The sequence below is a fragment of the Thermosynechococcus sp. Uc genome, assembly GCF_029335995.1.
GTDB lineage: Bacteria > Cyanobacteriota > Cyanobacteriia > Thermosynechococcales > Thermosynechococcaceae > Thermosynechococcus.
Map to the genome: position 1 here is coordinate 17,214 of NZ_JARJMS020000064.1, position 24,338 is coordinate 41,551.

19 protein-coding genes are annotated in these 24,338 nt (G+C 51.9%); 9 read left to right on the forward strand and 10 right to left on the reverse strand.

Features of this window, described 5'->3' with window-relative positions; all coding sequences use genetic code 11:
• The first annotated feature begins 31 nt into the window (after nucleotides 1-31).
• Entirely contained in the window at nucleotides 32-1,708 is a 1,677-nt protein-coding gene (locus P3X23_RS07250; RefSeq protein WP_300874792.1) for a diguanylate cyclase, read from the forward strand.
• Between the two features lie 87 nt (nucleotides 1,709-1,795).
• The gene (locus P3X23_RS07255; protein WP_300874793.1) at nucleotides 1,796-2,440 is read left to right on the forward strand and encodes a response regulator transcription factor; all 645 of its coding nucleotides are present in this window, start codon (nucleotides 1,796-1,798) and stop codon (nucleotides 2,438-2,440) included.
• A 472-nt stretch (nucleotides 2,441-2,912) separates the two neighbouring features.
• Here the strand turns inward: P3X23_RS07255 and P3X23_RS07260 are convergent, their stop codons facing one another.
• The 3 genes from P3X23_RS07260 to P3X23_RS07270 all read right to left on the reverse strand — a co-directional run bounded on the left by P3X23_RS07260 (nucleotide 2,913) and on the right by P3X23_RS07270 (nucleotide 7,419).
• Nucleotides 2,913-3,428, reverse strand: a complete 516-nt coding sequence (locus tag P3X23_RS07260) for a capsular polysaccharide synthesis protein (protein ID WP_300874794.1) — start codon at nucleotides 3,426-3,428, stop codon at nucleotides 2,913-2,915.
• Nucleotides 3,429-3,488: 60 nt separating this feature from the next.
• The gene (locus P3X23_RS07265; protein WP_300874795.1) at nucleotides 3,489-5,915 is read right to left on the reverse strand and encodes a sucrose synthase; all 2,427 of its coding nucleotides are present in this window, start codon (nucleotides 5,913-5,915) and stop codon (nucleotides 3,489-3,491) included.
• 607 nt (nucleotides 5,916-6,522) lie between these two features.
• Complete coding sequence (locus P3X23_RS07270; RefSeq protein ID WP_300874796.1) at nucleotides 6,523-7,419, reverse strand: alpha/beta fold hydrolase; 897 nt, start codon at nucleotides 7,417-7,419, stop codon at nucleotides 6,523-6,525.
• 92 nt (nucleotides 7,420-7,511) lie between these two features.
• On the opposite strand from P3X23_RS07270, the gene sat reads away from it, so the two are divergent.
• Nucleotides 7,512-8,708, forward strand: coding sequence for a sulfate adenylyltransferase (gene sat, locus P3X23_RS07275; protein WP_300874797.1), 1,197 nt, complete (start codon nucleotides 7,512-7,514; stop codon nucleotides 8,706-8,708).
• 750 nt (nucleotides 8,709-9,458) lie between these two features.
• Here the strand turns inward: sat and P3X23_RS07280 are convergent.
• The gene (locus P3X23_RS07280; RefSeq protein WP_300874798.1) at nucleotides 9,459-9,602 is read right to left on the reverse strand and encodes a hypothetical protein; all 144 of its coding nucleotides are present in this window, start codon (nucleotides 9,600-9,602) and stop codon (nucleotides 9,459-9,461) included.
• A 257-nt stretch (nucleotides 9,603-9,859) separates the two neighbouring features.
• Between P3X23_RS07280 and P3X23_RS07285 the strand changes: the two genes are divergently transcribed.
• The 3 genes from P3X23_RS07285 to rlmB all read left to right on the forward strand — a co-directional run bounded on the left by P3X23_RS07285 (nucleotide 9,860) and on the right by rlmB (nucleotide 13,747).
• Nucleotides 9,860-11,422: a glycoside hydrolase family 3 N-terminal domain-containing protein gene (locus tag P3X23_RS07285; RefSeq protein ID WP_300874799.1), complete on the forward strand. Its 1,563-nt coding sequence runs from the start codon at nucleotides 9,860-9,862 to the stop codon at nucleotides 11,420-11,422.
• A gap of 97 nt (nucleotides 11,423-11,519) precedes the next feature.
• Nucleotides 11,520-12,830 carry an META domain-containing protein gene (locus tag P3X23_RS07290; protein WP_300874800.1) on the forward strand — a complete coding sequence of 437 codons (1,311 nt, stop codon included), beginning with the start codon at nucleotides 11,520-11,522 and terminating at the stop codon, nucleotides 12,828-12,830.
• A gap of 29 nt (nucleotides 12,831-12,859) precedes the next feature.
• Nucleotides 12,860-13,747 (forward strand): 23S rRNA (guanosine(2251)-2'-O)-methyltransferase RlmB, encoded by an 888-nt coding sequence (gene rlmB, locus P3X23_RS07295; protein WP_300874801.1) that lies wholly within the window; start codon nucleotides 12,860-12,862, stop codon nucleotides 13,745-13,747.
• Here rlmB and P3X23_RS07300 read toward each other — a convergent pair.
• Entirely contained in the window at nucleotides 13,744-14,952 is a 1,209-nt protein-coding gene (locus tag P3X23_RS07300) for a 4-hydroxy-3-methylbut-2-enyl diphosphate reductase (protein ID WP_300874802.1), read from the reverse strand. The genes rlmB and P3X23_RS07300 overlap by 4 nt on opposite strands.
• A 43-nt stretch (nucleotides 14,953-14,995) precedes the next feature.
• Nucleotides 14,996-16,183, reverse strand: a complete 1,188-nt coding sequence (locus tag P3X23_RS07305; RefSeq protein WP_300874814.1) for a 1-deoxy-D-xylulose-5-phosphate reductoisomerase — start codon at nucleotides 16,181-16,183, stop codon at nucleotides 14,996-14,998.
• Nucleotides 16,184-16,300: 117 nt separating this feature from the next.
• On the opposite strand from P3X23_RS07305, the gene P3X23_RS07310 reads away from it, so the two are divergent.
• Both P3X23_RS07310 and P3X23_RS07315 read left to right on the forward strand, forming a co-directional pair.
• Nucleotides 16,301-17,479 carry a DNA double-strand break repair nuclease NurA gene (locus P3X23_RS07310; RefSeq protein WP_300874803.1) on the forward strand — a complete coding sequence of 393 codons (1,179 nt, stop codon included), beginning with the start codon at nucleotides 16,301-16,303 and terminating at the stop codon, nucleotides 17,477-17,479.
• A gap of 460 nt (nucleotides 17,480-17,939) precedes the next feature.
• Entirely contained in the window at nucleotides 17,940-18,698 is a 759-nt protein-coding gene (locus tag P3X23_RS07315) for a YggS family pyridoxal phosphate-dependent enzyme (protein WP_300874804.1), read from the forward strand.
• A gap of 63 nt (nucleotides 18,699-18,761) precedes the next feature.
• On the opposite strand, the gene P3X23_RS07320 is transcribed toward P3X23_RS07315, so the two are convergent.
• From P3X23_RS07320 to eno, 3 genes are all read right to left on the reverse strand, one after another.
• Nucleotides 18,762-19,022 carry a hypothetical protein gene (locus tag P3X23_RS07320; protein ID WP_300874805.1) on the reverse strand — a complete coding sequence of 87 codons (261 nt, stop codon included), beginning with the start codon at nucleotides 19,020-19,022 and terminating at the stop codon, nucleotides 18,762-18,764.
• Nucleotides 19,023-19,137: 115 nt separating this feature from the next.
• The gene (gene rsmA / locus P3X23_RS07325) at nucleotides 19,138-19,947 is read right to left on the reverse strand and encodes a 16S rRNA (adenine(1518)-N(6)/adenine(1519)-N(6))-dimethyltransferase RsmA (RefSeq protein ID WP_300874806.1); all 810 of its coding nucleotides are present in this window, start codon (nucleotides 19,945-19,947) and stop codon (nucleotides 19,138-19,140) included.
• A complete protein-coding gene (gene eno / locus P3X23_RS07330; protein WP_300874807.1) occupies nucleotides 19,948-21,228 on the reverse strand; it encodes a phosphopyruvate hydratase in 1,281 nt (426 codons plus the stop codon).
• A gap of 275 nt (nucleotides 21,229-21,503) precedes the next feature.
• On the opposite strand from eno, the gene P3X23_RS07335 reads away from it, so the two are divergent.
• Nucleotides 21,504-23,822 carry a heavy metal translocating P-type ATPase gene (locus P3X23_RS07335; protein WP_300874808.1) on the forward strand — a complete coding sequence of 773 codons (2,319 nt, stop codon included), beginning with the start codon at nucleotides 21,504-21,506 and terminating at the stop codon, nucleotides 23,820-23,822.
• On the opposite strand, the gene P3X23_RS07340 is transcribed toward P3X23_RS07335, so the two are convergent.
• Nucleotides 23,810-24,338 (reverse strand): pseudouridine synthase (locus P3X23_RS07340; RefSeq protein ID WP_300874810.1); only part of this gene is annotated, 529 nt, incomplete at its 5' end. The two genes, P3X23_RS07335 and P3X23_RS07340, sit on opposite strands and share 13 nt — an antisense overlap.

Consider the following 24,338-nt stretch of genomic DNA (forward strand, 5'->3'; position numbering starts at 1 on the left):
AGTGGATAGTAACAGGGGCTAACACTTACGTATGGCCATTTTGCTCTATCACGATGATGTGGCAGCGGCGGCAACGCTGGTCTCTATTCTCACGACTGCTAATCATCGCGTGGATGTAGTAGCACGCCCTGAAGATCTCTGGGGACTATTGGCCAGTCGTCGCTATCACCTGTTGATTGTGGATGAATCCCATTTGGGCACCGCAGTTGAGGTCTTTTGCCAGCAGGTGCGCGATCGCGGGTTTCAGGAGCCAATCTTGGTGCTCACCGCTATTGATTTAGCTACCCAGCCGGAAACCCAAGTCATTTACTGCTCCTACCCCTGTGCCCCAGAAGCCCTGCTGGAAATTGTCCAGCAACTTTTAAGCGCGATCGCCCCCGCCAAGCCAAAAAATAACAACAATTCAGGACTGCCCTTGGTTTTCCACATTGACAACGATGCTGAGTTAATTCACTCCCTTGAAAAACACTCCGCTGATGGTGGGTTTCGCTACGTCGCCATCGATAGCTGGCCGCTGGTCAACACCTTTCTTGAGGACTGCTGGCCCAATGCAGTCATCCTCAATCCTGAAGTGATGCCCGATGAAGTCACCACCCGCGAGTTTTTGCAGCAATTACGGCAACAGCGTCCGCCGATCCCCGCCCTCGTGTTTACCGCCCACGACACATGGCGCGATCGCCTTGCCGCCATTCGTCTTGGCTCACGGATGACCCTCAGTAAGCCTGTGGATGTCGAGCGGCTGTTGCAGGCTCTCGAACAGTTACTTCAACCTCAAGAAATGACCTCCGCCAGTATCCTGACGGTTGACGATGATGCCATTACTCTGGCCATTTTGAAACGGCTCTTAGAGCCTTGGGGGATGAGTGTTACCTCACTTCAGGATCCCGACCAATTTTGGGATGTCCTAGAGGCTACCCATCCTGAACTGGTGATTCTCGATGTCCAAATGCCCGGCATCAATGGCATAGAACTTTGTCAAGTTGTCCGCAATGATCCTCGCTGGAGCCAGCTCCCCATTCTCTTTCTCACCGCCACGACCGATCCAGCTCTTGTCACTCAACTCTTTGCCGCTGGTGCCGATGATTTTGTCAGTAAGCCAATTGTAGGACCTGAGTTAGTGACTCGCATTATCAATCGCTTGGAGCGTACTCGCCTCCTAAAACGCTTGGCAGAGGTGGATCCCCTCACAGGACTGAGCAACCGCCGTAAAGCCACAGAGGATATTGAACGCTTTTTGACCCTTGCTGGCCGCCAACAGCGAAGTCTCTGTATTGTCGTTTTAGATTTAGACCATTTCAAACGCATCAATGATACCTACGGTCATGATGTTGGTGATCAGGTATTGGTGACCACAGCCCGCATACTGAAACAGTCCCTGCGGATGGAAGATGTTGTGGCCCGCTGGGGAGGAGAAGAATTTTTAATTGCCCTCTATGATATTTCCCTTGAAGTTGCCAAGCACCGTCTTGCCATCTGTTTACACCGCTTGCGGAATCACACATTCCACGCCCCGAACCATAACAGCTTTAAGGTGAGTTTTAGCGCCGGTATCAGTCAATTTCCCACCCATGGGCAGACTCTCCTCCAACTGGTGAAAACCGCAGACGACGCCCTCTACGCCGCTAAGGCAGCAGGGCGCTCTCAAATTGTGACAGCCTCCAAAGAGACTGCTTCAGAGTTTACTCATGCTTTCTCCCCAGAGGAATAAGCTATCCTAAAGAAGCAGCAGATTTCAACTCAAACTTTGTACCAGCACTGTCAATGTTGTAGGTAGTCCTAGCAATCGTTTCAATATATGCACCTTGAGGCATCCTCTGCGCAAAATGCCACCATTCTCTTGGTTGATGATGACCCCAACTTGGTTCTTTTGGTGAAAGATTACCTTGAGATGCAGGGGTATCGAGTGCTAACTGCAGGCCATGGCCAAGAAGGTCTGGCAATTCTTCAGCAGCAAACCCCCGACTTAATTATTTGTGATGTGATGATGCCGCAGATGGATGGTTATAGCTTTGTCAGTGCGGTGCGACAACAAACCCACCTCAGTTGGTTGCCGGTGCTCTTTCTTTCGGCCAAAGGACAAACCCACGATCGCATTAAGGGGTTGCAAACTGGTGGTGATGTTTACTTGGTCAAACCCTTTGAACCGGATGAACTCCTAGCCCAAATCCAAGCCCTCCTCAACCAGACTGCTCGCCTGCGGGAAGCCCAAGGACGGCAACTACTTCCTAGATCCACTTCGCCCTGCGGTGTCGAACTCACCCCCACAGAAACGCGGATTCTTCAATACGTTGCCAGAGGCCTGTCAAACCGTGAAATTGCTGCAGAGTTACACATCAGTCAGCGCACTGTGGAAAGCCATGTCAGCAATATGCTGGGCAAAACAGGTTGCCATAATCGCACTGAACTCGCTCGCTGGGCAATTGATTACCACTACGTCTAAAGTTTTTCTTGAAGGCGATCGCCACAGCAAGACCAATATAGAGAACTGCCAAACTAGTTCTAACCCAGTGGGCATCCCTGTTCAGGCTGCTAGAGTATATTTCCTGCCAAAATCGATTTGGCATGAATCTGATTGACCGATGCTGTTTCAACGTTGCTGATTCTAAAAAAATGTTAACAGATAATGCAAAGTTGAAAATGTAAACTTTTCTGGATTTGAAAAATATTGAGATAGCTTTGGGTGTTTCCATGTCAACTTGTATAGAGGTGCAGGGTTTTCTTCCAGTTCCTTTTTGAGATCAGAACTAAGTGGTCGAAATCATCCTCGCCGTACTAATTTTAGAGGCACGTTAGCCGACAGATAGGGTATAGACTGCCAAAGCTCTTTTGCTCTTGAATCCCGATGAATCAAGGAAAAGAAAGCATAATGCAGACTGTAGTAAGGGTAAACTTTTAGAAATTTTGTGATTACGTCAGAAAACACAATTGAATGTTAGGAAAATATAGAGGATATTCACCAATTGCTGTTGCCAAAAATTTAAGGGTTCAAAAGTATTATCCAGCCAGTAATGAGCAAGAAAATCGTGCCAAGAATGTATCAAGTAATGGTTGGGGTATGCAGCAATAAACCAGCTGGCAATCAGTCGGTCTTTTCCCGGCCTGCTAAACAGAAAGCATCCGCTATTGATCAGTGATGACAACCATTCATTCAAGGGAGTGATGCAGAAAGTTGTCGCATCTGCCCAAACCCCACCTTGCTGCATCAACAGTGTCAGACGAATCAAATCCGATTGTTGCTGAGGAGTCAACTTAGAAAATAGGTGATTGGGTAGCTTTAAGTCCAGAAATTCATGCAGGTTTTGTCGATCCAAAACAATAACTTGCCAAGTGGGATTTTTTTGGCGCCATTGCTCAATACAACGCTCAACGATAGGTGGTGCATTTTTTTCTCCTTGTAACCAAAGTAACCAAACTTTTTGCGGCAGCATTCCTCTATTCTTAACAGTGGCAACTCCATTGTTTATCTTGGGATAGGGATTTACTGTTCCTTATCGCTGCATGTGCTCTGCCAACAGGGCTTGGGCGCGGGGTTTATAGAGGAGGTAGAAGAGTGCCTCCATGTAGCGCATCATATCTTCGCGGTTTTCTTGGGAAGAGAAGTTCCAAAAGCCATAAATCTTGGCGAGGGAGAGCAGGCGGGTACAGTGAATTTTCCAGGTGTAGGTGCTATAGACCCGCTCAATACCCGCTTTGGAAATCTGCTGCCACTGGTTAGGATCGCGATCGCAAGCCTCCAGAAAGCGGACAATGGTTTCAGCCATTTCTTCTAAGTGGGTTGGGTTAATATAAAAACCATTCACCCCATCTTGGATAATTTCTAAAGGACCGCCAAAGCGAGTGCCAAATGTGGGCAGCCCACTAATCATTGCCTCCAAAATCGTCAAGCCAAAGGCTTCAAACAAAGCCGGCTGAACAAAAATCCCTTGGCGATCGGCAATGATGCGATAAATTTCCCCAGAGTCTGCTTTCGGCAAGCGAATCCCTAGCCAGCGAATCTTACCGTGGAGGTTGTACTCGTGGATGATTTGGTAAAGCTTCTCAATTTCGGCAATTTCCTCGCGATCGCTAGAGTCTTCGGTGCGCAACTTCCCCGCCACCAAAATTAAATTACAGCGCTCTTGCAGTTCTTTGCTACGGCCAAAAGCTTCTGCTAGCCCCGTGAGGTTTTTGATTCGATCTAGCCGCGCCATGGAAAAGAGAGGACGCTTTTCAGGATCCTCTAAATGCCCGTAGATCTGCTGTGGGTCTTCAAGGGTAAAGAGTAATTCCTCCAACCGCTGGCGATCGCCCTGCAGCCGCTCTGTATAGCGGTAATAGGGAAAGTACACCTGCTCATTGACCCCCGGTGGCACAACATTAAATTTGGGACTAAAAAGTTCAATCCCATTAACCACATGGTAGAGGTCAGGCATAGTAAAGGACTGGTACGATTCATATTGGCCGATGCTATCAGGTGTTCCCACAATCTCTTGATAGGTACTGCTAATAATAAAGTTGGCGGCATTCATGGCAATCAAATCTGCCGTAAATTGCAGTGAGAAGTGATACTTATCCTCTAAGTCCTGCCAGTAGAGGTTACTAAAGAGGTATTTAGACTTCTCTAAAGCGTGGGCAATGTTGCACTGGGTTACCTTGAGTCGCCGCGCCAGCAAAAAGGCCACCAAATTGCCATCGGAATAGTTACCAATAATCAAATCGGGGACATGGCCAAATTCTGCTCGCAACTCTCGCTCGGCATCAATGGCAAAGGTTTCCAAATAGGGCCAGATTTCAAAACGAGAAATCCAGTTTTGCGTCACCTTGGGATTAAATTCCCGGAAGGGTACCCGCAAAATCCATGCATCATTGGTGCCATAAATTTTTTCAAGGCGTTGGTTGCACAGCGTCCCTTCCGCATTGGGAATCAGGCGAGTCAGGACAATAATTTTAGGCCGTGCCTGTAGTACTCCCAGCCCTGCCAGTTCCAAATCCTCGCGCATTTGTTTTTCCAAGCTTTTCACTTGGTCGAGGATATAGACCACCTGCCCACCGGTGTCGGGTCGCCCCAGTACGCCTTCTTGGCCAAACCAGCCGTGGGGAGAAATCAGGGCAATGCGAAAGAGCATTGGGATCCGCGAGACAAAGGCCTCTAGGACTTGGTGATCCGGAGAGTCCAAGAGTTGATCGAGAATTTCTAGGGTGTCCCGCACTCGCGCAGCGGTATTGCCCCAACCCGGTTCAAAGCCGAGATTTTGCAGTTCAAAGCGAAAGTCACTATAGGCCTCGTCGGCGGCGCGATCGCTAAGAGCCACTAAGGCCTGTTTCACTCCCTCTGAGAGCTGCTGCGGAGAGTGAATACGCTCATTGATTAAAAGTTGATAGCCGTTGTAGCGATGAATTCGCAGAAAGTTAAAGAGGTTTTGCTGCCACTGCCGTGGATCTTGGAAGAGCTTACTGGATAAATAACGGTTAAGAAACTCTACCCCCTTGCCAATGTTTTTGGCATCGCGGATGATGGGCGAGTAGTCGTAGAAGGGTTGAACGTCAATCTCAAAAATATCCCCTTCGTTGGGGTGATAGCGATTCACTAGGCGATCGCGCAGATCCAGTAATTCTGGAATCGTCATGGGCACGATCGTCAAATCCTCCACCAACAGCCGACACACCTCCTGCTGGGCAATCCGTGGCCGAATAATCCAACACAGACTTTCGTTGTCAACAATGATCTCTTGGGTATAGAACACCAGCTTGCTGAGGCCTGACTCTGAGGGCGTGGGCACAGGGCGATCGCGGTTGCGGCAGTAATCTGCAAAGGCACCCAAAATATCATTGCGCAGGAGATAGCGTTTTTCCCCTAGTTGCAGGATGCGTGAAAACTGACGCAGATCGGTGCGTTCATCACTCTCAACAACGGATTGGAGGAGTACAGAGGTCATCGGCAAACTCAAAACACGGCTTTTACCTGAGACGGCACAGCGGCTCAGGTCGTTTCCATTCTAGGTTTCCCCTTAGATAGGGTCAATTTTGCACAAGGGATTGCTGGATTTAGCCATAGTTCCAGAAGCCAAATCACAACCACAGCAGCAACAGCCCACCTGTTAGTGCCAGCACAGAAAGAGAATTTGCTTGTAGGCAAAACCTTCTAGTGCCCCTGATGGGTTATACAAATCAGCAATAGACCGGTGGAGGTGACGCCGATGGATTAATACCCGCTCAAACCAGAACGTGGGCAAAATTCGCGGCGCTAAATAGAGCATAACAAAGAGATGCCAACCAATCCCCCCAGACTCAGGAGAATAAGGGGGTTGAAATTTTCGCCAATGGCGGCCAAGGCACTAATAATCGCTAGAGGCCAGTAAGGGTTTGACCTGCAAGTGTCTCTCCAGCAGCCACAGCGGAGACGAAGCCCAAGGCCATGTCAGCAGCGGCGGTAAAGTTTAAGTCCTTAAACGTGTCGGCCATCCCAGCAGCAGTGCCCTGTTCCCCCTCAAACGCGCCAACTTCTAAAGATTGCCGTGCTCATAGAACCTGCCACAGCAGGACTCAACCCCTCAAAAGTGGGTGGTTGCGCAACCAATCCAAAACCAGTGTATTCACGCGATCGGGCTGCTCATCGTGGGGGCAGTGACCCGTGTGATCCAACTCCACCACCTGCATTCTCGGTTGTACCTGTTGAAACTGCTGACTGAGCATCGAGGGGATGAAGCGATCCTGCTTGCCCCAGATCAGCAATAGGGGTTGGGACACCTGTTTGAGCATTGTTTTGGCACTGGGGCCAAAGTTTGTACGACTCATAGCGCGGGTAATTTGTACAAAGGCGCGATCGCTATTACGGTCATAGGCAGGGGTGAGCAGGATTTCCAACAATTCATCATCCACACAGGTGGGGTTGGCATAGGCCAATTGTGCCCAGCGTTTGACAATGAAGGGGCGGCGGAGTATGTAAAAAAGGGTGCGCAGCAACCAAGGAGCCGTAAAAATCTGTTCAATTCCACTCACAAGAGGAGCGATCGCCCTTGGAATCAACTCTTCGCGCACCGCTGGATCCGGCAGACTCAGCATCACCACCCCCGCTGCCATCTGGGGATAGCGATAGGCACAGGTGAGGGCAATCAAGGCGCCAATGGAATTGCCAACAATCACCGCTGGTTGGCCAACAATTCCTTGCCAAAAGGCATGAACCTGAGCCGCCCAAAATTCAGCACTGTAGTCAGCAATTGGCTTTTCCGCTGCCCCCAACCCTATCAAATCAAGGGCATAGGTCGGCTGATGATCTCCTAAGACCCGCAGATTGTATCGCCAGTGCCGCAGAGATGCCCCAAAGCCGTGGAGCAAGATCACTGGAGCCCCCCCATGGGAAGCGGGTCGCCAAAAACTGTAGCGACTCTGCCACCCTCGCCAGCACCAATCTCGTTGCACACCGTAACGATAGACATCCACCCGTTGTCTCCTGCACCTATTCATCCAATAATGACTTCATATCTTATGAAGTTTTGCAACAAGTCCATCCAGTTCCAAAAAGGAGTTGCCCATTGAGTCCATTACCAACGGTTCAGTCCAAGGATGCGATCGCCCCCCACGGCGGTAGTCTCGTCAATCGCATTCTCTCCCCTGAACAAAAACAAGCTTGGCTTGCCCGCGCCGATCAATTGCCCCGCCTTACCCTTGATGAGCGAGCTGTTTCTGACTTAGAACTTATTGCCGTTGGTGGGTTTAGTCCCCTAACCGGATTTATGGGACAGGCCGACTACGAGCGAGTTGTCGAAGAAATGTACCTTGCCAATGGGTTGCCTTGGTCTGTTCCCATTACTCTCTCTGTCAGCGCTGAAGTGGCTGCCCCCTTGGAAATTGGCCAAACCATTCGTCTGGATAATGCAGCAGGTCAGTTTTTGGGGATTCTCGAACTCACCGAAAAATACACCTATGACAAACGCCGTGAGGCTCGCTGTGTCTATCGCACTGAAGATGAGAAACACCCCGGCGTCAAGGTGCTCTATGAACAGGGAGAAGTCAACCTTGCAGGCCCCATTTGGCTCCTAGAGCGGCATCCCCATCCCCAATTCCCTAACTATTGCATTGATCCAGTGGATTCCCGTGCCCTCTTCCGCCAAAAAGGCTGGCGGACAATTGTTGGTTTCCAAACCCGCAACCCTATCCACCGCGCCCATGAATATATCCAAAAATGTGCCCTTGAAATTGTGGATGGCCTTTTTTTGCATCCCCTTGTGGGTGCCACCAAGGAAGATGACATTCCTGCTGATGTGCGCATGCGCTGCTATGAGATTATGCTGGAGCATTATTTCCCAAAAGATCGGGTAATTCTCGCCATTAATCCGGCAGCAATGCGCTATGCAGGACCACGGGAGGCAATTTTCCATGCCCTAGTGCGCAAAAACTACGGCTGCACCCACTTTATTGTCGGTCGCGATCATGCTGGCGTAGGAGACTACTATGGCACCTACGATGCTCAGCATATTTTTGATGAATTTGATCCGGCAGCCTTAGGCATTATTCCTTTGAAGTTTGAACATGCTTTCTACTGCACCCGTACCCAGTCCATGGCCACCAGTAAAACCAGTCCCAGCAAACCTGAAGAACGGATTCACCTCTCAGGCACCAAAGTACGGGAAATGCTGCGCCGGGGAGAATTGCCACCCCCAGAGTTTTCGCGCCCAGAAGTGGCGGCGGAACTGGCACGAGCAATGCGACAACCGCAACTAACCCCATAACCTAAAACGAGGGGGTCAAGCTGACGGCAGCAAGACCCCTTTAAAAGTTAGCAACGACGATATTTAACTCAACAACTAACGTGGACAAAACGTGGTTTTAGCTGGCGATCCAACCCCCTTCGACGATCTCAACCGATCAAGCTTGGAGCATGGACACTAGGTAATAAATTGCTGTCAACGTTGACGACCTTGGAGACTAGAGGGCTACCTAGTATTGCCTTAACTCCCATGGACGACAGGATGGGGACTTCGGCAGTAACCACACCAACGATAAGGCTGGATAAAGCAAGAAGATAAAGGTACAAAGGTGAAGCTCAAGGGATTGATTTTAATGTTACCCACAAGACAGAAGTGAGTTTTATCTTGGAGTAACTTTGCTTTATCCCGAACTCAAGGACTGGGAGGCACAAGCCTTAAGTTCACTCTTATCGTTAACCTTTCTTTCTGTGCCTACTTTTAAGTTAGCATAGGGGTTCGAGAATGCTCAAATGTTAACTGAAAATTCAATATCTGAAACATTCCTTAACTAATTTTGCAATATGCTGTTAAATTTAGCAGTTGTACCCTTTTGGCAGTACTTTCAGTACTGAGGATTATCTCTGGATTTTGACAGTTTGGATGCTTGCCCCAAGCTCATAAAAAAATTGCATCAGCCCTCTCGGCGCCAATATGGCAGAGCTGATGCTGAACGACCGTCCTTGACTTGACCTGTAACCTGTCTAGGGGGATTTTTCTTGCAGGAGAAAGTAACTAACCCTTACGGGAGGGCGTCCCCGTGAAGGGCTGTGCCCCTGTGGAAGGATAGTGATCGTTGCGAGGGGTGAAGATGCGCCCAAATGCCTCCATCAAAAAGACCATCATACTTTGTAGTTGCTCACGTAGTGCTTTTAACATAGGTCAACTCCTAAAGTCCTAAAGAAAGCGATTTAGGCTCCAGCCTTTGGCTTAATGATTGAACACCGCAGAAAAGACTGGAAACTTGCTCTACCGGAGCAACGGAATCGGACTTCACCTCAACATCATTAGGTAAAGGCTGTACTTTTAGTATAAAAAATCAGACAAGTTACCTGAGAGAGTTTGAGACAATTTTTTATATGCTGAATAAGGAAATTATTGATTTATGAAATTTTGTTCTGAATGAGATTACACTCATGACATTTCTTCCCCCTCTTGCTGATCTTTCCCTACGGGCACAGGTGGCGCAAATGGTGGTTGTACGAGCCAGTGGCCACCTCTACGATCGCCAGATTCAGTATCCTGTTTGGGAACCGTCCCAAGACACCTTAAAACACTGGATTAAAGACTGGGGAGTCGGCGGCGTGATTCTCTTGGGGGGCAGTGCCGTCGAAGTGGCAGAGCGCTGTCGACAACTCCAATCTTGGGCAACAATTCCCCTACTGTTGGCAGCTGACATTGAGGAGGGGGTTGGTCAACGCTTTAGCGGCGCAACACAATTTCCACCCCCTGCAGCTTTAGGAGCGATAGCCCAAAAGAATCAACAGCGGGCAGTGGATCTTGCAAGGGCAATGGGAGCGTCCACGGCAGCAGAGGCCTTGGCCATCGGCTTAAACTGGGTTTTAGCTCCCGTGGTGGATGTAAATAATAATCCCGCCAACCCGGTGATTAATGTGCGTGCCTTTGGTGAGGAGCCAGACATTGTCAGTGCCCTCGCAACGGCGTTTATTCAAGGGGCAAAAACCTATCCAGTGCTAACAACAGCAAAGCACTTTCCCGGCCATGGGGATACAACAACCGATTCCCACTTGGAACTACCCGTGATTCCCCACAATCGCGATCGCCTACAAGCCATTGAATGGCCGCCCTTTGTTGCTGCAATTCAAACAGGCGTGGATGCAGTGATGAGTGCCCATGTGCACCTCCCTGCCTTGGATGCCGAGCAACCCGCAACCCTGTCGCCCCAAATTCTCACGGGCATCCTCCGGCAAGAGATGGGGTTTAGGGGTCTGATTGTGACTGATGCTTTGGTCATGGGGGCGATCGCCCACACCTACGGTACCGCAGAAGCTGCCGTCAAAGCCGTAGAAGCGGGTGCCGATATTTTACTCATGCCCTTGGATCCCCCCGCAGCCATTGAAGCGGTGGTTGCTGCTGTTGAGTCGGGGCGGATTCCCTACGAGCGGATTCAGGCCTCTGTGGCTCGAATTCAAGCAGCAAAGGCGCGTTTACTGCCCCTTTTGTTACAGTTGGACTATTTCCAAACCACCCCAGCTATTGAAGTGGCCACCGCTATTGCTCAAGAAAGTATCAAGCGGGCTGGCCAAGCTTTGCAACCCGTGACCTCAGGGGTAAATTGTCTAGTGGTGGATGATGCACTCGACGCCAGCTTTTTGAACCGCACCTGTCCAGCATTGAGACTGCCTCCCACTTGGGGGTTTGACCAACGGGTAGTGATTGATCAGCAAACGGCGCTGACAATGATTGCGGGCTTCCCCAAGGCACCGACCTTAGTGCAGGTATTTAGCCGTGGCAACCCCTTCCGCGGCAAAGCAGGGTTAAGTGTGCCGGCGATCGCTACCCTAGAATGGCTCCAAGCCCACAATCAATTGATGGGTTTGGTGGTCTATGGCAGTCCCTATGCCTACCGCGAGATTGCCCAACAGCTTCACCCCAATTTGCCCCATGTCTTTAGCTATGGCCACGACAGTACTGCCCAAGATTTAGCTCTGGCGTGCTTGCTGCAGGCGACATCCTAAAGGTTTCCTGATCTTTATAGAAAACGCTATAGGGAACCCCTATCCTCCCTAGTACGTCCTTAACTGCTAAGAAATCCCCCTATTACCTTCTCTTACCATGCTTAGGTTTCCCACTGCCGCTGGCTTGGCAACTTTCTATACAGTTGCAACAATGCTGGCGATCGCCCCTAGAAGTTTTGCTGCACCCCAATCTTGGCTCGATCAACCCCTGCGCAACTGGAATCCCACCCTCCCGCTCCTCGACCTCCCACCCCAGGGCAATCCCAATCCAAGTGAGTTAAACCGCTGTCGCAGCACCCTGCGATCGCCCCAGTCCACAGCGGATCGCCTAATTCAACAGCGGGGCTGGTATTTGGTGGGTACACCCATTCGCCATCAGAACGTGGAAATTATTCTTGGCAATAGTGGTTTTGATGGCATGTGTCGCCCGATGGGGTATCAGGCCTTTGTCTTTTCTAGAGGGCGCTACTTGGGAACCCTATCTCCGAATCTGATGGATTCCCGCGCTGATGGCTCGTTTCTGGGTGAGGTCAAGTTCCAAAACGATGGTACATTCACGGCAGAGTTTGCCCGCTATGACCCTAATGATCCCCTCTGCTGCCCTAGCCGCATTAGCACCGTGACCTATCGCCTCGAAGGGGGACTTCTGCCTTTGCCACGCTTGGTACCCGTGGCTGTTGCCACCCAACCCACGGCGAATAACACTCCCCCCCAAGCTTCGGGACTGAGCCTCAGCGGTCAGCGGTGGCATCTCAGACGCATTGGTAATCAAGCCTTTCCAGTGGATACCGCCTTTATTGAGTTTGATAGTGCCAACCGCCGTGCCAATGGCTTTACCGGCTGTAATAGCTTTAATGGTAGCTACACCGCCAACGGCCCGCGCCTCCTTTTTGCCCCCTTAGCAACCACCCGACGCCTATGTCGTCAAGAGCTGCTTCAGAGTGTGGAAACTCAGATGCTACAGGGGCTCAACCGTACTAACCGCTACCGCATTCAAGGAAATACCCTACAGCTCTTTGAGGGCAATCGCCTCCTGTTGACCTTTGAAGCGGGTGCGACTGAAAGTCCCCTCAGTGGCCGCTGGCAACTTCAGCGCCTGGCCAATATGCCGATGCCACCGCGCAATCCGATGAATGCTGTGTTTATTGAATTTGATGGCAATGGCCAACGAGCAACAGGCTTCAGTGGCTGTAATAACTTTAACGGTGGCTACAGCGTCAATGGCCAGCAATTGCAGTTTTCGGCAGTTGCGACAACACGGCGAACCTGCATCGGTCAGCGGGCTCAAAGGATAGAGATGTCATTTTTGCAGACTCTTGAGCAAACCAACCGCTACCGCATTGAGGGAAATACATTGACGTTTTATGATGGCGATCGCCCCCTTGCGATGTTTCAGCGAACACCCTAGGGGAGAGTTGCTACTCTAACAACCCTTCAATGACCGAGAAACCTCGTCCCCGCAAAAAAAATCGCCTGACTGCGACCCGTCCTCCTCGCGCTTCACGGCAGACATCGGCCAAACCCGTTAGGAAATCCCCCCCAGTGGCTCCGAGTGAGGAGATCCCTGAACTCCTCTATGGTCGCCATGCGGTGCTCTCAGCCCTTGAGAGTGGCCGCCCCTGCAACCGTATTTGGGTTATTCCCAGTCTGCGCTACGATCCCCGCTTTCATCAGCGCTTGAATGAAGCCAAACAGCAGGGCGCCGTTATTGATACAGTGACACCCGAACGCCTCGACCAACTGTGCCAACGGGGGCGACATCAGGGGATTGCCATGCAGGTGGCTGCCTATAACTACTGGTCTCTTGAGGATTTGTTAACAAAAACGGCAGCCGTCAATCAACCTGTGCTCTTGGCGGCCGATGGGATTACCGATCCACAAAACTTGGGCGCCATGATCCGCACAGCAGAGGCGCTGGGGATGCAGGGAGTGATTATTCCTCAACGGCGCGCCGTCGGTATTACGGCAACCGTAGCTAAAGCAGCCGCAGGGGCCTTGGAGTATCTGCCTGTGGCAAGGGTAACTAACCTCAACCAAGCCCTTGAAAGGCTGAAGGAAGCAGGCTATTGGATCTACGGTCTTTCGGAGCGAGGAGCTGTACCCTTGCCCAAAATTCAATTTAATCGCCCCACGGTCTTTGTGGTTGGCAGTGAGGGGGAAGGCATTAGTCTGCAAACCCAGAAGCATTGCGATGAAATGGTTGCTATTCCCTTAGCGGGACGCACCAATAGCCTAAATGCCTCAGTGGCGGTGGGCATTGCCCTCTATGAGGTGAGTTGCCAGCGATCGCCCGCTTGGGATTTGACTCAGGAATCTCCAACCTAGGAAACAGCAGCCAGTGACCGCAGGGCAAAAATTTTATTGAGCACTTCCTCAACCACCTTGTCGGGGGTGGAAGCCCCGGAGGTAATGCCAATGGTGAGGGGGCGATTGGGTAGCCAGTTTTCAGTGACAGTGACATTCTGATGCAGAGGCTTGTGCTGAATACGATTCCCTGGCCCAATGCGATCTGCAGAGTCAATGTGATAGGAAGGAATGCCATGCTCAATGGCAATTTCTTGAAGGTGGGTGGTATTTGAGGAGTTGTAGCCCCCAATTACGACCATTAAATCTAGCGGTTCCTTGACCAAATTCAGCATTGCATCTTGGCGCTCTTGGGTGGCATCACAAATCGTGTTGAAGCTCATGAAGTGCTCATTGAGGCGATCGGGGCCGTATTTTTGGATCATCGTGCGCTCAAATAATTTGCCGATTTGTTCGGTTTCCCCTTTGAGCATAGTTGTTTGATTGGCAATGCCGACCCGCACCAGATCGCGCTCGGGATCAAAGCCCGTAGAACAGGCCTTAGCAAACTTGGCCATGAAGGCCTCGCGATCGCCCCCCTTGAGGATGTAATCACACACATAGCGAGCTTCCTCTAGGTTGAGCACAATCAAATAGGTGCCCGCAAAGGAACTGGTGGCAATTGTCTCTTCGTGGTTATACTTGCCGTGAATAATCGAGGTGAAGCTCACCTTTTTATGCTTTTCGACACTGTGCCACACCTTCGAGACCCAAGGGCAGGTGGTGTCCACAATCGTACAGCCGCGCTCATTCAGTAGTTGCATTTCTTGGACACTAGCCCCAAAGGCGGGCAAAATCACCACATCCCCTTGGCGCACCTCACTAAAGTCCTTTGCCCCATTGACCACCGGAATAAACTCCACAGCCATTTGCCGCAGGCGCTCATTCACCGAGGGATTATGGATAATTTCATTTGTAATCCAGATGCGTTCCGTGGGAAAGTGGGTACGAGTTTCATAGGCAAGAGCAACGGCACGCTCCACCCCCCAACAAAAGCCAAAGGCCTCCGCCAAGCGAATCGTCACATCCCCCTCTTGCCAACGATAGCCATTGGCACGGATTTGCTGAATCAGAGAACTTTGATACTCCCCTTGGAGTTGCTGGTTCACTGCCTCACCGTGGCCAAAGCCTTTGCGGTGGTAGTTTTCTGAACTGTGTAGCGATCGCTTGAATGCGCGGGTATCCATTGGCTCTCCTTTGAAGCAGTCTGATGGTATTTTGACACAACTCCTAGAGAGCAACCATCGGGCTAGCCCCCCGTTGCGCCAATTCCTGTACCGTTTGCCGTGCCCAGCGATCAGCGGCCAAAATGTCCTCTAAGTTGGGGTTGCGAATGTTTTGGCCAGAGTAGCGATCGCAGGTCTTCTCAATCAGCCGCGGAATCTCTAGGAATGAAATCGCCTCGGCGATAAAGAGGGCCACTGCCTCCTCATTGGCTGCATTGAGCACCGCAGGCATAGCCCCGCCGGCACGACCCGCAGCATAGGCCAGTCCCATACAGGGATACTTCTGGTGATCCGGCGATCGAAACGTCAAATTCCCTGCCTTCACCAGATCCAACGCTGACCAATTCGTAGGAATACGCTCTGGCCACGAGAGGGCATACAATAACGGCAACCGCATATCTGGCCAGCCCAACTGCGCTAATACCGACGTATCTTGCAACTCAATTAGCGAGTGAATAATGCTTTGGGGATGGATGACAATCTCAATGTTGTCGTAGTCCACACCAAAGAGGTAATGTGCCTCAATCACCTCTAGACCTTTGTTCATCAGGGTCGCCGAGTCCACGGTAATTTTTGGCCCCATCGACCAGTTGGGGTGTTTGAGGGCATCCGCCACCGTGACTTGGCAGAGTTTCTCCACCGGCCAATCCCGAAAAGCGCCCCCCGAGGCAGTAAGAATAATTTTCCGCAGTCCGCCTTCCGGTACCCCCTGTAAACACTGAAAAATAGCCGAATGCTCAGAATCGGCGGGCAAGAGCTTGACACCGTACTCTTGAAGTAGCGGCAAAACCACCGGACCACCGGCAATGAGTGTTTCCTTATTGGCCAAGGCAATATCCTTGCCCGCTTTAATAGCGGCAATTGTGGGCACCAGACCCGCACAGCCGACAATCCCTGTCACCACCACATCGGCATCCCCATAGGCCGCCACCGCTGCAATCCCTGCCTCACCAGCTACCAGCTGCGGTTTTTGGGGCAGATCTGCCAATGCCGCCTCTAGTTCGGGCAGTTGATTAGGATCGGCAATACTGACAATCTCCGGCTGAAATTGGCGAATTTGTGGAATGAGTCGCTCTAGGTTGCGCCCGGCAGCAAGGCCAACAATCCGAAAGCGATCGGGATATTGGGCAACAATGTCAAGGGTTTGGGTACCAATGGAGCCAGTGGAGCCAAGGAGATTAAGTGCCTTCACAGTTTTTGGAGGAGGGTCAGTGGACACCTTAATATTTACTGCAGGAGGGGACACAAGGCAAACCCATATTTATTCCGATAAGAATAGCAACAGGCGTTTCTCGACTTTTTCTTAGTCATGGTGTTACCCCTTTCCCAACTGGTGCAGCAACTAAATCACAAAAAGGCCGAATTTCTCAGCTATGACACAGCGCTTGCTCAAGTGCGACAGGCCTATCAACAGGCTCTAAGGATATGGCAACAACAAACGATTTCCGACATCACCGCTGCTATTGATCCGCAGATTGCGGAGTGGGGGGCACGTCCCGTTGAACCGTGGGATGGGGGGTGGCGCATCCCGTTGGGGGTAGAGTGGCCCCATCGTCAGGCCGCCTTGGATTGGGCAAGAACTCAACTGATGAGTGTCACCACTGTGGCAGTGGATGGCTCCCAGATTCTGCCCAGTGAAGAGCTGCTCTTGCCCGTAGCAGTAGTGCAGGCAGGTTGGTTTATCAATCCCCACCGGAGCAATGGCTGCTATGCCAAAGAAATTGCCCTTGAGCTGATTACGCCGGTGGAACTGCGCCAAGCGGAAGAACAGTTGCAACAACCCCAGACCTACCGCTTTCAGGAACGCTATGTGCACCTCCGCCGCTTTGAACTGGAATTAAAAACCCTACGGGAGCGCATGGTTGAAGTAGCTACACCGGCACTGCTGTTGTTTGACGGCTCCTTTGTGGCGACCTTTGCTGAATCCTATGCCCCAGAATGGCAAACACGATATGTTGCGGCTCTTTGCCAAACCCTAGAGGCTAGCCTGAAACACCGGATTCCCTTGGTGTCCTACATTGATAGCTCCCAGGCGCGGGATCTAGTGACCCTATTGAGGCATCTAGCGAATCTGCCGCCTAACCCGTACCTCTCAGATGCCCAACTATTAAATACTGTTTTGACCCAGTGGGGCGATCGCTCGCCGTTTTTTGTCTGCGATCGCGGCGGCATCCTTGGAAAATATAACTCTTGGGTCAAGGATATTGGCTTTTGCTATCTCAAGGCCCATCAAGGGTGCCCTGTGCGCCTAGAACTGCCCTTGTGGATCTACAAAGCCGGTCTACTGGATCAGGTGATTCGCTGGCTCTGTGGGGAACTAATTACTGGTCAAGGCTATCCCTATGCCCTCGAAGTTGCCGATCAATTGGCCGTTCTCCAAGGGAGCGATCGCCAAGACTTCCTCAAGCAATTGCAGGTGTGGGCAGAGGGCGTGGGTATGGAACTGCGCTTTAGCCGTAAATGGGTAAGTAAACAGCAGCGGCGTTAGACAGCCCCTCTTACTGAGATGAATGGGCAGAAGTGTTAAACAATAGCTTGAGAGACAAGAAAAAAAGGAAGAAGTGCTGTATTTTTCTCTGGAAGAATAGAAAAACAACCAAATTATCATGGTATCCTTTGAAAAGATTGTCAAGTCTATCTTCAAACACCTCAGCCCTTGTCACTCTCCTGTGTTGAACTCACAACTGCTGTTGAAAATCTGATTGACCTATGTTCTAGACCCCAGCTTGAACAGCATGAGCGCCTTGTTTTATCGCTTGAATCGGTCAGGAATACAGGTGTTCAATAGTGCATTGCAGCTTTGGTTGGCCGCCAGAACTACTTGTGGCCTCTCGCATCCGCTCGACGCAGGCTGAGAGTGTTAAGTTTTGTTACAGGATTCAATACTTCTGCTTTGATTCAACAGGGGTAGTTCACGATCAAAAAGCATCCTTTGCCGCAAATTGCCTGTGTTATCCGCTGCTGAAATTCGCGATCGCGCCACCCACCTCAAATCAACACTGCCGCCCCACGTTCGCCTCATTGCTGTGAGCAAGTTTGTGCCAGCGGCTGCCATCCGTGCTGCCTACGAAGCCGGCATTCGTGATTTTGGGGAAAGCCGCGTACAGGAAGCTGCCAAGAAACGAGCTGAATTGGCAGACCTGCCAGACATCACGTGGCACCTGATTGGCCACCTGCAAACCAATAAAGTACGGCAGGCGCTGCAACTTTTTGACTGGATTCACTCCCTTGATCGCTGGCAGTTGGCGGAGCGAATAAACACCGTTCTCAGGGAAACAGGCATCCCCAGTCCCCGCTGTCTGTTGCAAGTGAAACTACGCCCTGATCCACAAAAGTACGGCTGGGAAAGGTGGGAACTGGAAGCAGTTCTGCCCCAACTGGATGCCCTCTCCCACTTGCACTGCTGTGGCCTAATGACGATTCTGCCCTTGGGATTGCCCCCCGCAGAGCAATTGCAGGTGTTTCAAGAATTGCGAGCTTGGGGAGAAACCCTCAGTACCCAACCATGGCAACATCTCCAGTGGCAGGAGTATTCCATGGGCATGACCCAAGACTACCCCCTTGCAGTACAAGCCGGAGCAACGATGGTGCGCATTGGCACCGCTATTTTTGGCGATCGCTTGTCGCCATTTCCTTCAACTCAGCCAAATGCTGCAGAGGAGACTAGGGTTACTATTCCGCAATACCTACGCCAATCTAGCCATTAATCGCTAAATCTGCTGCTTGCTTCCTGCTTCGTCGCGGTGGTTTCACCACCACCGAAGTGGTGGTCAGCGCCCTTGGCAAAATAGGTCGCCTGCACGTTGTCTGGGGCGAGGATCATGCGCTTGCCACTTCAGGTGGTCTTTCTGAACGTGGCTGGAAATACGGGCGTTGGCCATCTGCTTGCGCACGGAAATCTCCGGCTTGAGCTTGGCGAGGTCATAGCGACGAAAGCCGCCCGCCGTGGGTTTGCCAACTAATTTTCCCGATGACTGCCAACGGCGCAGCGTCGTGACCGACCCACTTAACGCTGAAGCAGCTTCACTCATGGTTACCCATCTCTCGATATTGGAGCGTATTGTATAGTCTTGGTGATACTTCAACCAAACTGTTCAAGCCCTCGTTGAGCAGTGCAATACCCTTGGAACCGCCACCACTGGGGGGCTAGGAGGCCTGCTGCTCCTGCTGGCGTTGCTGGAGAACCTCACTGAGAGCCAACCAATCCTCTAAACTAAGGGCTTCGGCACGGCTATTGGCATCCCGCCCCAACTGGAGAAGCGCTTGGCGCACCTGCTGCGGTGGCACCAGAGACTGCAGAGCATTGGCAAGCATCTTGCGGCGGGTGGCAAAGCCCTGTTTAAGGAGAATTTCCAGCCATTGGGGCGATTGCACCTTTGGAAGTACAGCGCGGGGCCACAAACGGATCACGACCGACTCCACTTTGGGGGGCGGCTGAAAGGCGCGGGGGGGTACTGCACACACCTTCTCGCACGTGGCCAAAAATTGCACGCGTACCGAAAGGGCGCCGTAGGTTTTACTACCGGGAGCCGCCATCAAGCGATCGCCAATCTCCTTTTGCACAAGTAGAATTAACCGCTCAAAGGGGGGGCGCCGCGGTTGGGCAATACTGCCGAGCAGATGCCCCAGCAATGGCCCTGTAATGTTGTAGGGGATATTGGCCACCACTTTGTTACATCCCAAGGGCGCTAAGTCCAGCCGCAGAATATCTTCCTCAATCAACTGCAACCGCTCACCCCTAAACTGCTGCCGCAGTCGTGGGCAGAGATCCCGATCCAGTTCGACGGCAACCACTTCAGCCCCACTGGCGAGGAGGGGGCGAGTGAGGGCGCCCCGACCCGGACCAATTTCAAGCACGCGATCGCTTTCCTGCAGCTCAGCCGCTGCAATGATCTGGGCTAAAACCGATTCACTGCGCAGCCAGTGCTGGCCAAAGCGTTTGCGGACACGACTCACCTAGCGCGGCCCCAAGCCCACCGTGGGCGCATACACCGCCTGATCTCCCAATTCAGCTTCAATGCGCAGGAGGCGATTGTACTTAGCCACACGTTCACTGCGGCAGAGGGAACCCGTCTTAATTTGCCCAGCACGGGTCGCCACAGCCAGATCCGCAATCGTCGTATCCTCTGTTTCCCCAGAGCGGTGGCTAATGACTGAGCGGTAGCCCTTGCGCGTGGCTAGATCAATGGTTTGCAGCGTTTCTGTCAGAGAACCAATCTGGTTCAGTTTAATCAAGATGGCATTGGCCACGCCATTGTCAATTCCCCGTTGCAAGCGCTTGGGATTGGTGACAAACAGGTCATCCCCGACCAGTTGAATGCGTCCGCCAAGGGTCTGCGTCAGAAGTGCCCAGTGATCCCAGTCCTCCTCCTGCAATCCGTCCTCAATGGAGACAATGGGATAGTTGCTTACCAAGTCTTCGTAGTAGCGGATTAACTCTGCAGCCGTGCGGCTGGTCTTCTCAAACACATATTTGCCATCTTCATAAAATTCATTGGCAGCCACATCGAGGGCAAGGGCAATATCGCTGCCGGGGGTGTAGCCCGCCGTTTCAATGGCCTGCAGCAGAATATCCAAGGCCGCTTGGTTAGAGTCTAAATTGGGAGCAAAGCCCCCCTCATCTCCTACCCCTGTCAGTAAGCCCTTGTCCGCCAGCACTTTACTCAGGGCAGCGAAAACTTCTGCCCCCCAGCGCAGCCCCTCCCGAAAACTGGGAGCACCAATGGGCATGATCATGAATTCCTGAAAGTCAATGTTGTTGGCCGCATGGGCGCCGCCATTAATGACATTCATCATCGGCACAGGGAGCACATTGGCTAGCGGTCCCCCCAAGTAGCGGTAGAGGGGTAAACCGAGGTATTCGGCTGCTGCTTTGGCTGTCGCTAAGGAAACTGCAAGAATGGCATTGGCACCAAGGTTGGATTTGTTCTCACTGCCATCGAGTTCTAACAAACATTGGTCAATGAAGGCTTGATCAAGGGCATTGAGATCCACGAGGGCACTGAGAATTGTTGTTTCAATGTTTTCAACCGCGCTGAGTACCCCTTTGCCGCCGTAGCGCTTCGGATCACCGTCGCGCAGTTCATGGGCTTCAAAACTTCCCGTTGAGGCACCACTGGGAACTTGGGCAAGTCCGACAATGCCGCAATCTAGTTCGACTTCTGCTTCAACGGTGGGACGCCCCCGCGAGTCGAGAATTTCGCGGGCACGAATCGTTGCGATCGCCGTATCCATCATTTGTTTATCCTCTATATGCAGCTAGATTGTACGATAGATGCCCAAGAAAAACCCCACTCTTTAAGGATGACCTAAGCAAACAGCCTCCCAAACTGGATAGCCTTTTTTGTTCCAGAGTAGGTTAGTCTCTATTAAGGGTTACGATATTAACGTTGCCGACGGAGGATTCACTTAAAATTAATAAATTTTTGAAGGTTTACTAAATTAATGTCATTACTGTGCACATCAACTCATTCAGTGTCCCTACAGCGAACTTCTATCTTTAGGAATTAGTTATGACCACTATTGCTCGCAGTCGTTCCCCAAAGTCTGAGAGACCCGCTGGTCGTATCACTACAGAAACCGTTCATTATCAAGTTGTGCATTGGATTACGGGTCGCTTTCGGATTCGCATTCCTCGGTTGGGCTTTGATGCAGAATATGGGGCACGGCTGCTCTACGTTGTTGGCAGTTTACCTGCCGTGACAACAGTACGCATTAACCCCCCAGCGTGCTCCCTAGTGGTGGAATATAGCCCCAAACTCTTTGGGGAAGCCTTAGCAACGGTGCAGGGGCAGATTTTTGAATCGATTCAAGTGGCGGCCAATCCAAAGATTCCTGCCCTTAGTAACGAGAAAGTGGCTCCTGCGGCTGCAACTCACCAAATTAATTATTGGGAACGCTTGGGCTTACCGGCTCTTGGCTTGGGGTTGAGCGTGGCCTCCCTGATGGGTGTTCCTGTGCCGAGTTATGTGATTGCCAGTGTGGTGATTGCCGGGGCAATGCCAGTGTTTCAGCGGGCATGGGAAGCGATTCAAGAGGAGAAACAGTTAACAATTGACTTCCTCGATGGGCTGGCGATCGCTCTGCACACAATGCAGGGAAACTACTTTGCCCCCTCCTTTATGTTGGGGCTGATTGAGGGGGGTGAAGTGATTCGCGACCTTACCGCACGGAGATCGGAGCGGGCGAACCTTGATTTACTCGACTGTTTGGGCAAAACTGCCTTTGTGGAACGGGACGGCATTGAGGTGGAGGTGGAAGTTAAGGATATTGTGGAGGGCGATCGCGTCGTCGTCTATCCGGGGGATCAAATTCCCGTTGATGGCATTATTTTGCGGGGCACCGGCCTTATTGATCAGTGCAAACTCACGGGTGAGTCAGTACCAGTAACCCGCACCGAGGGGATGGAGGTTTTTGCTTCGACCCTTCTAGTGGATGGCCAATTGGTAGTCTTAGCAGAGCGGGTGGGCAACAATACCCGCGCGGGCGTGATTGTCGGCCTAATGCAGTCGGCACCCGTGCATGACACTCGCATTGAAAACTATGCGGCTGTTGTTGCCAATCAGATGGTAGTTCCCACCTTGGCCATTGGTACAGGTGTGGGTTTACTCTCTGGAGATTTGAACCGGGCGATCGCCCTACTGACCCTTGATCTGGGTACGGGAATTCGGGTCTCTGTGCCCACCACAATTTTGTCGGCGCTGACCTATGCCGCTCAACATGGCGTTCTTATTCGCAGTGGGCGAGCCATTGAAAAACTAGCTCAAATTGATACAATTGTTTTTGATAAAACAGGCACCCTTACCCAAGGCCATGCCGGCGTGACGGATATTAAAGTCCTAGATCCGCACTTCAGCGCCGACGATATCCTCAGTCTGGCCGCCAGTGCCGAGCAGGGACTCACTCACCCTGTAGCTGAAGCCATTGTCCGCCATGCCCGGGAGACCCATCAGCCCCTCTTTGACTGCGAAGACTGGGAATACCGCGTTGGTCTCGGTGTGGCTACAAAAGTGCGGGGTGTGGATCTGCGCGTAGGCAGCCGCCGCATGATGGAGCAGGAAAACATTTGCCTGATTGAGCTAAATGAACGCTTCCCCGATCTCGATTGCGGACGGGCGTCAATTGTCTATGTGGCCGGAAATGGTCGTTTGATTGGGGTGATTCTCTACAGCGATCCAATCCGCAATGAAAGCTGCGAAGTCATCCGTGAACTCAAGGAAGCAGGCATTACCCCGCACATGCTCACTGGCGACATTGGCCGTGTTGCCCGGGCGGTAGCCAAAGATTTAGGGATTGCTCCCAACAATATCTACGCCGAAGCCTTCCCGGAAAAAAAAGTGGAGGTGGTGCGATCCCTCCATGACAGTGGTAAAGTGGTGGCCTTCTGTGGGGATGGTATCAATGACTCTGCGGCTCTTGCCTATGCCGATGTCTCTATTTCCTTTGCTGGAGCAACGGATATTGCCCGTGAAACCGCAGATGTGGTGCTCATGGAGGACGATCTACGGGGACTGACCCTTGCCATTCGCATTGCCAAGCAAGCGATGGAGATTGTCTGGCAAAATACGGCGATCGTTGCTATCCCCAATATTGGTGCACTGCTGTCGGGGGTCTTCTTTGCCCTTGACCCGATTTTGGCAGTGGTCATTAACAACGGCACAGCCATCTTGGCGGAGTTGAATGGATTGCGCCCTTTGGCCGGTCCCGGTGGCTCTTTGCCCTTACCCTCGGTCAAAGACACGCAGGAATTTCTTGCTGAATGGGAAGCTACCCACCCGCAACATCCAGTGCAGCATCTTCCGCCCAAGGTCACTGCCTCTCAGGCTGAGTAGGAGAGGGCAGCTAATTCACGGCGGCTGAGGGGACGAACGGCTCTAGGGCGAAGACTACCCAGGTGAATCGGACCAATCGCAATCCGTTGTAAAGCAAGAACAGGATGCCCAAGCTGATCGGCTACCCGCCGAATTTGACGATTGCGGCCTTCGTGCAGAATGATTTCCAAGAGGGTGCGATCGCCCTCACTGCGCAGGAGCTTAACCGTTGCGGGCAATGTCATCACTCCCTCCAAGGGAATGCCCTGTCGCCATCTTTGCAACACCCTTTCTGTCGGCTCTCCCTGCACCCAAACGCGGTAGGTTTTGGGGATGTGATGGCGGGGATGACTGAGATAGTAGGTGAAAGCCCCATCATTTGTGAGCAGGAGGGCACCACTGGAGTCGGCATCTAAACGACCCACGGGATGCAGCCCCCCTACGCGCTGATACATGGGCGGCAATAGATCGAGAACTGTGGTTCGACCTTGGGGATCATGACAGGTACAGAGAACCCCCTTGGGTTTGTGGAGGAGC

Bases quoted from the DNA above. Each gene is read 5' to 3' on its own strand.
- P3X23_RS07250 (WP_300874792.1), top strand. From the start codon at position 32: ATGGCCATTTTGCTCTATCACGATGATGTGGCAGCGGCGGCAACGCTG.
- P3X23_RS07255 (WP_300874793.1), top strand. From the start codon at position 1,796: ATGCACCTTGAGGCATCCTCTGCGCAAAATGCCACCATTCTCTTGGTT.
- P3X23_RS07260 (WP_300874794.1), bottom strand. From the start codon at position 3,428: ATGCTGCCGCAAAAAGTTTGGTTACTTTGGTTACAAGGAGAAAAAAAT.
- P3X23_RS07265 (WP_300874795.1), bottom strand. From the start codon at position 5,915: ATGACCTCTGTACTCCTCCAATCCGTTGTTGAGAGTGATGAACGCACC.
- P3X23_RS07280 (WP_300874798.1), bottom strand. From the start codon at position 9,602: ATGTTAAAAGCACTACGTGAGCAACTACAAAGTATGATGGTCTTTTTG.
- P3X23_RS07285 (WP_300874799.1), top strand. From the start codon at position 9,860: ATGACATTTCTTCCCCCTCTTGCTGATCTTTCCCTACGGGCACAGGTG.
- P3X23_RS07290 (WP_300874800.1), top strand. From the start codon at position 11,520: ATGCTTAGGTTTCCCACTGCCGCTGGCTTGGCAACTTTCTATACAGTT.
- rlmB (WP_300874801.1), top strand. From the start codon at position 12,860: ATGACCGAGAAACCTCGTCCCCGCAAAAAAAATCGCCTGACTGCGACC.
- P3X23_RS07300 (WP_300874802.1), bottom strand. From the start codon at position 14,952: ATGGATACCCGCGCATTCAAGCGATCGCTACACAGTTCAGAAAACTAC.
- P3X23_RS07310 (WP_300874803.1), top strand. From the start codon at position 16,301: ATGGTGTTACCCCTTTCCCAACTGGTGCAGCAACTAAATCACAAAAAG.
- P3X23_RS07320 (WP_300874805.1), bottom strand. From the start codon at position 19,022: ATGAGTGAAGCTGCTTCAGCGTTAAGTGGGTCGGTCACGACGCTGCGC.
- eno (WP_300874807.1), bottom strand. From the start codon at position 21,228: ATGATGGATACGGCGATCGCAACGATTCGTGCCCGCGAAATTCTCGAC.
- P3X23_RS07335 (WP_300874808.1), top strand. From the start codon at position 21,504: ATGACCACTATTGCTCGCAGTCGTTCCCCAAAGTCTGAGAGACCCGCT.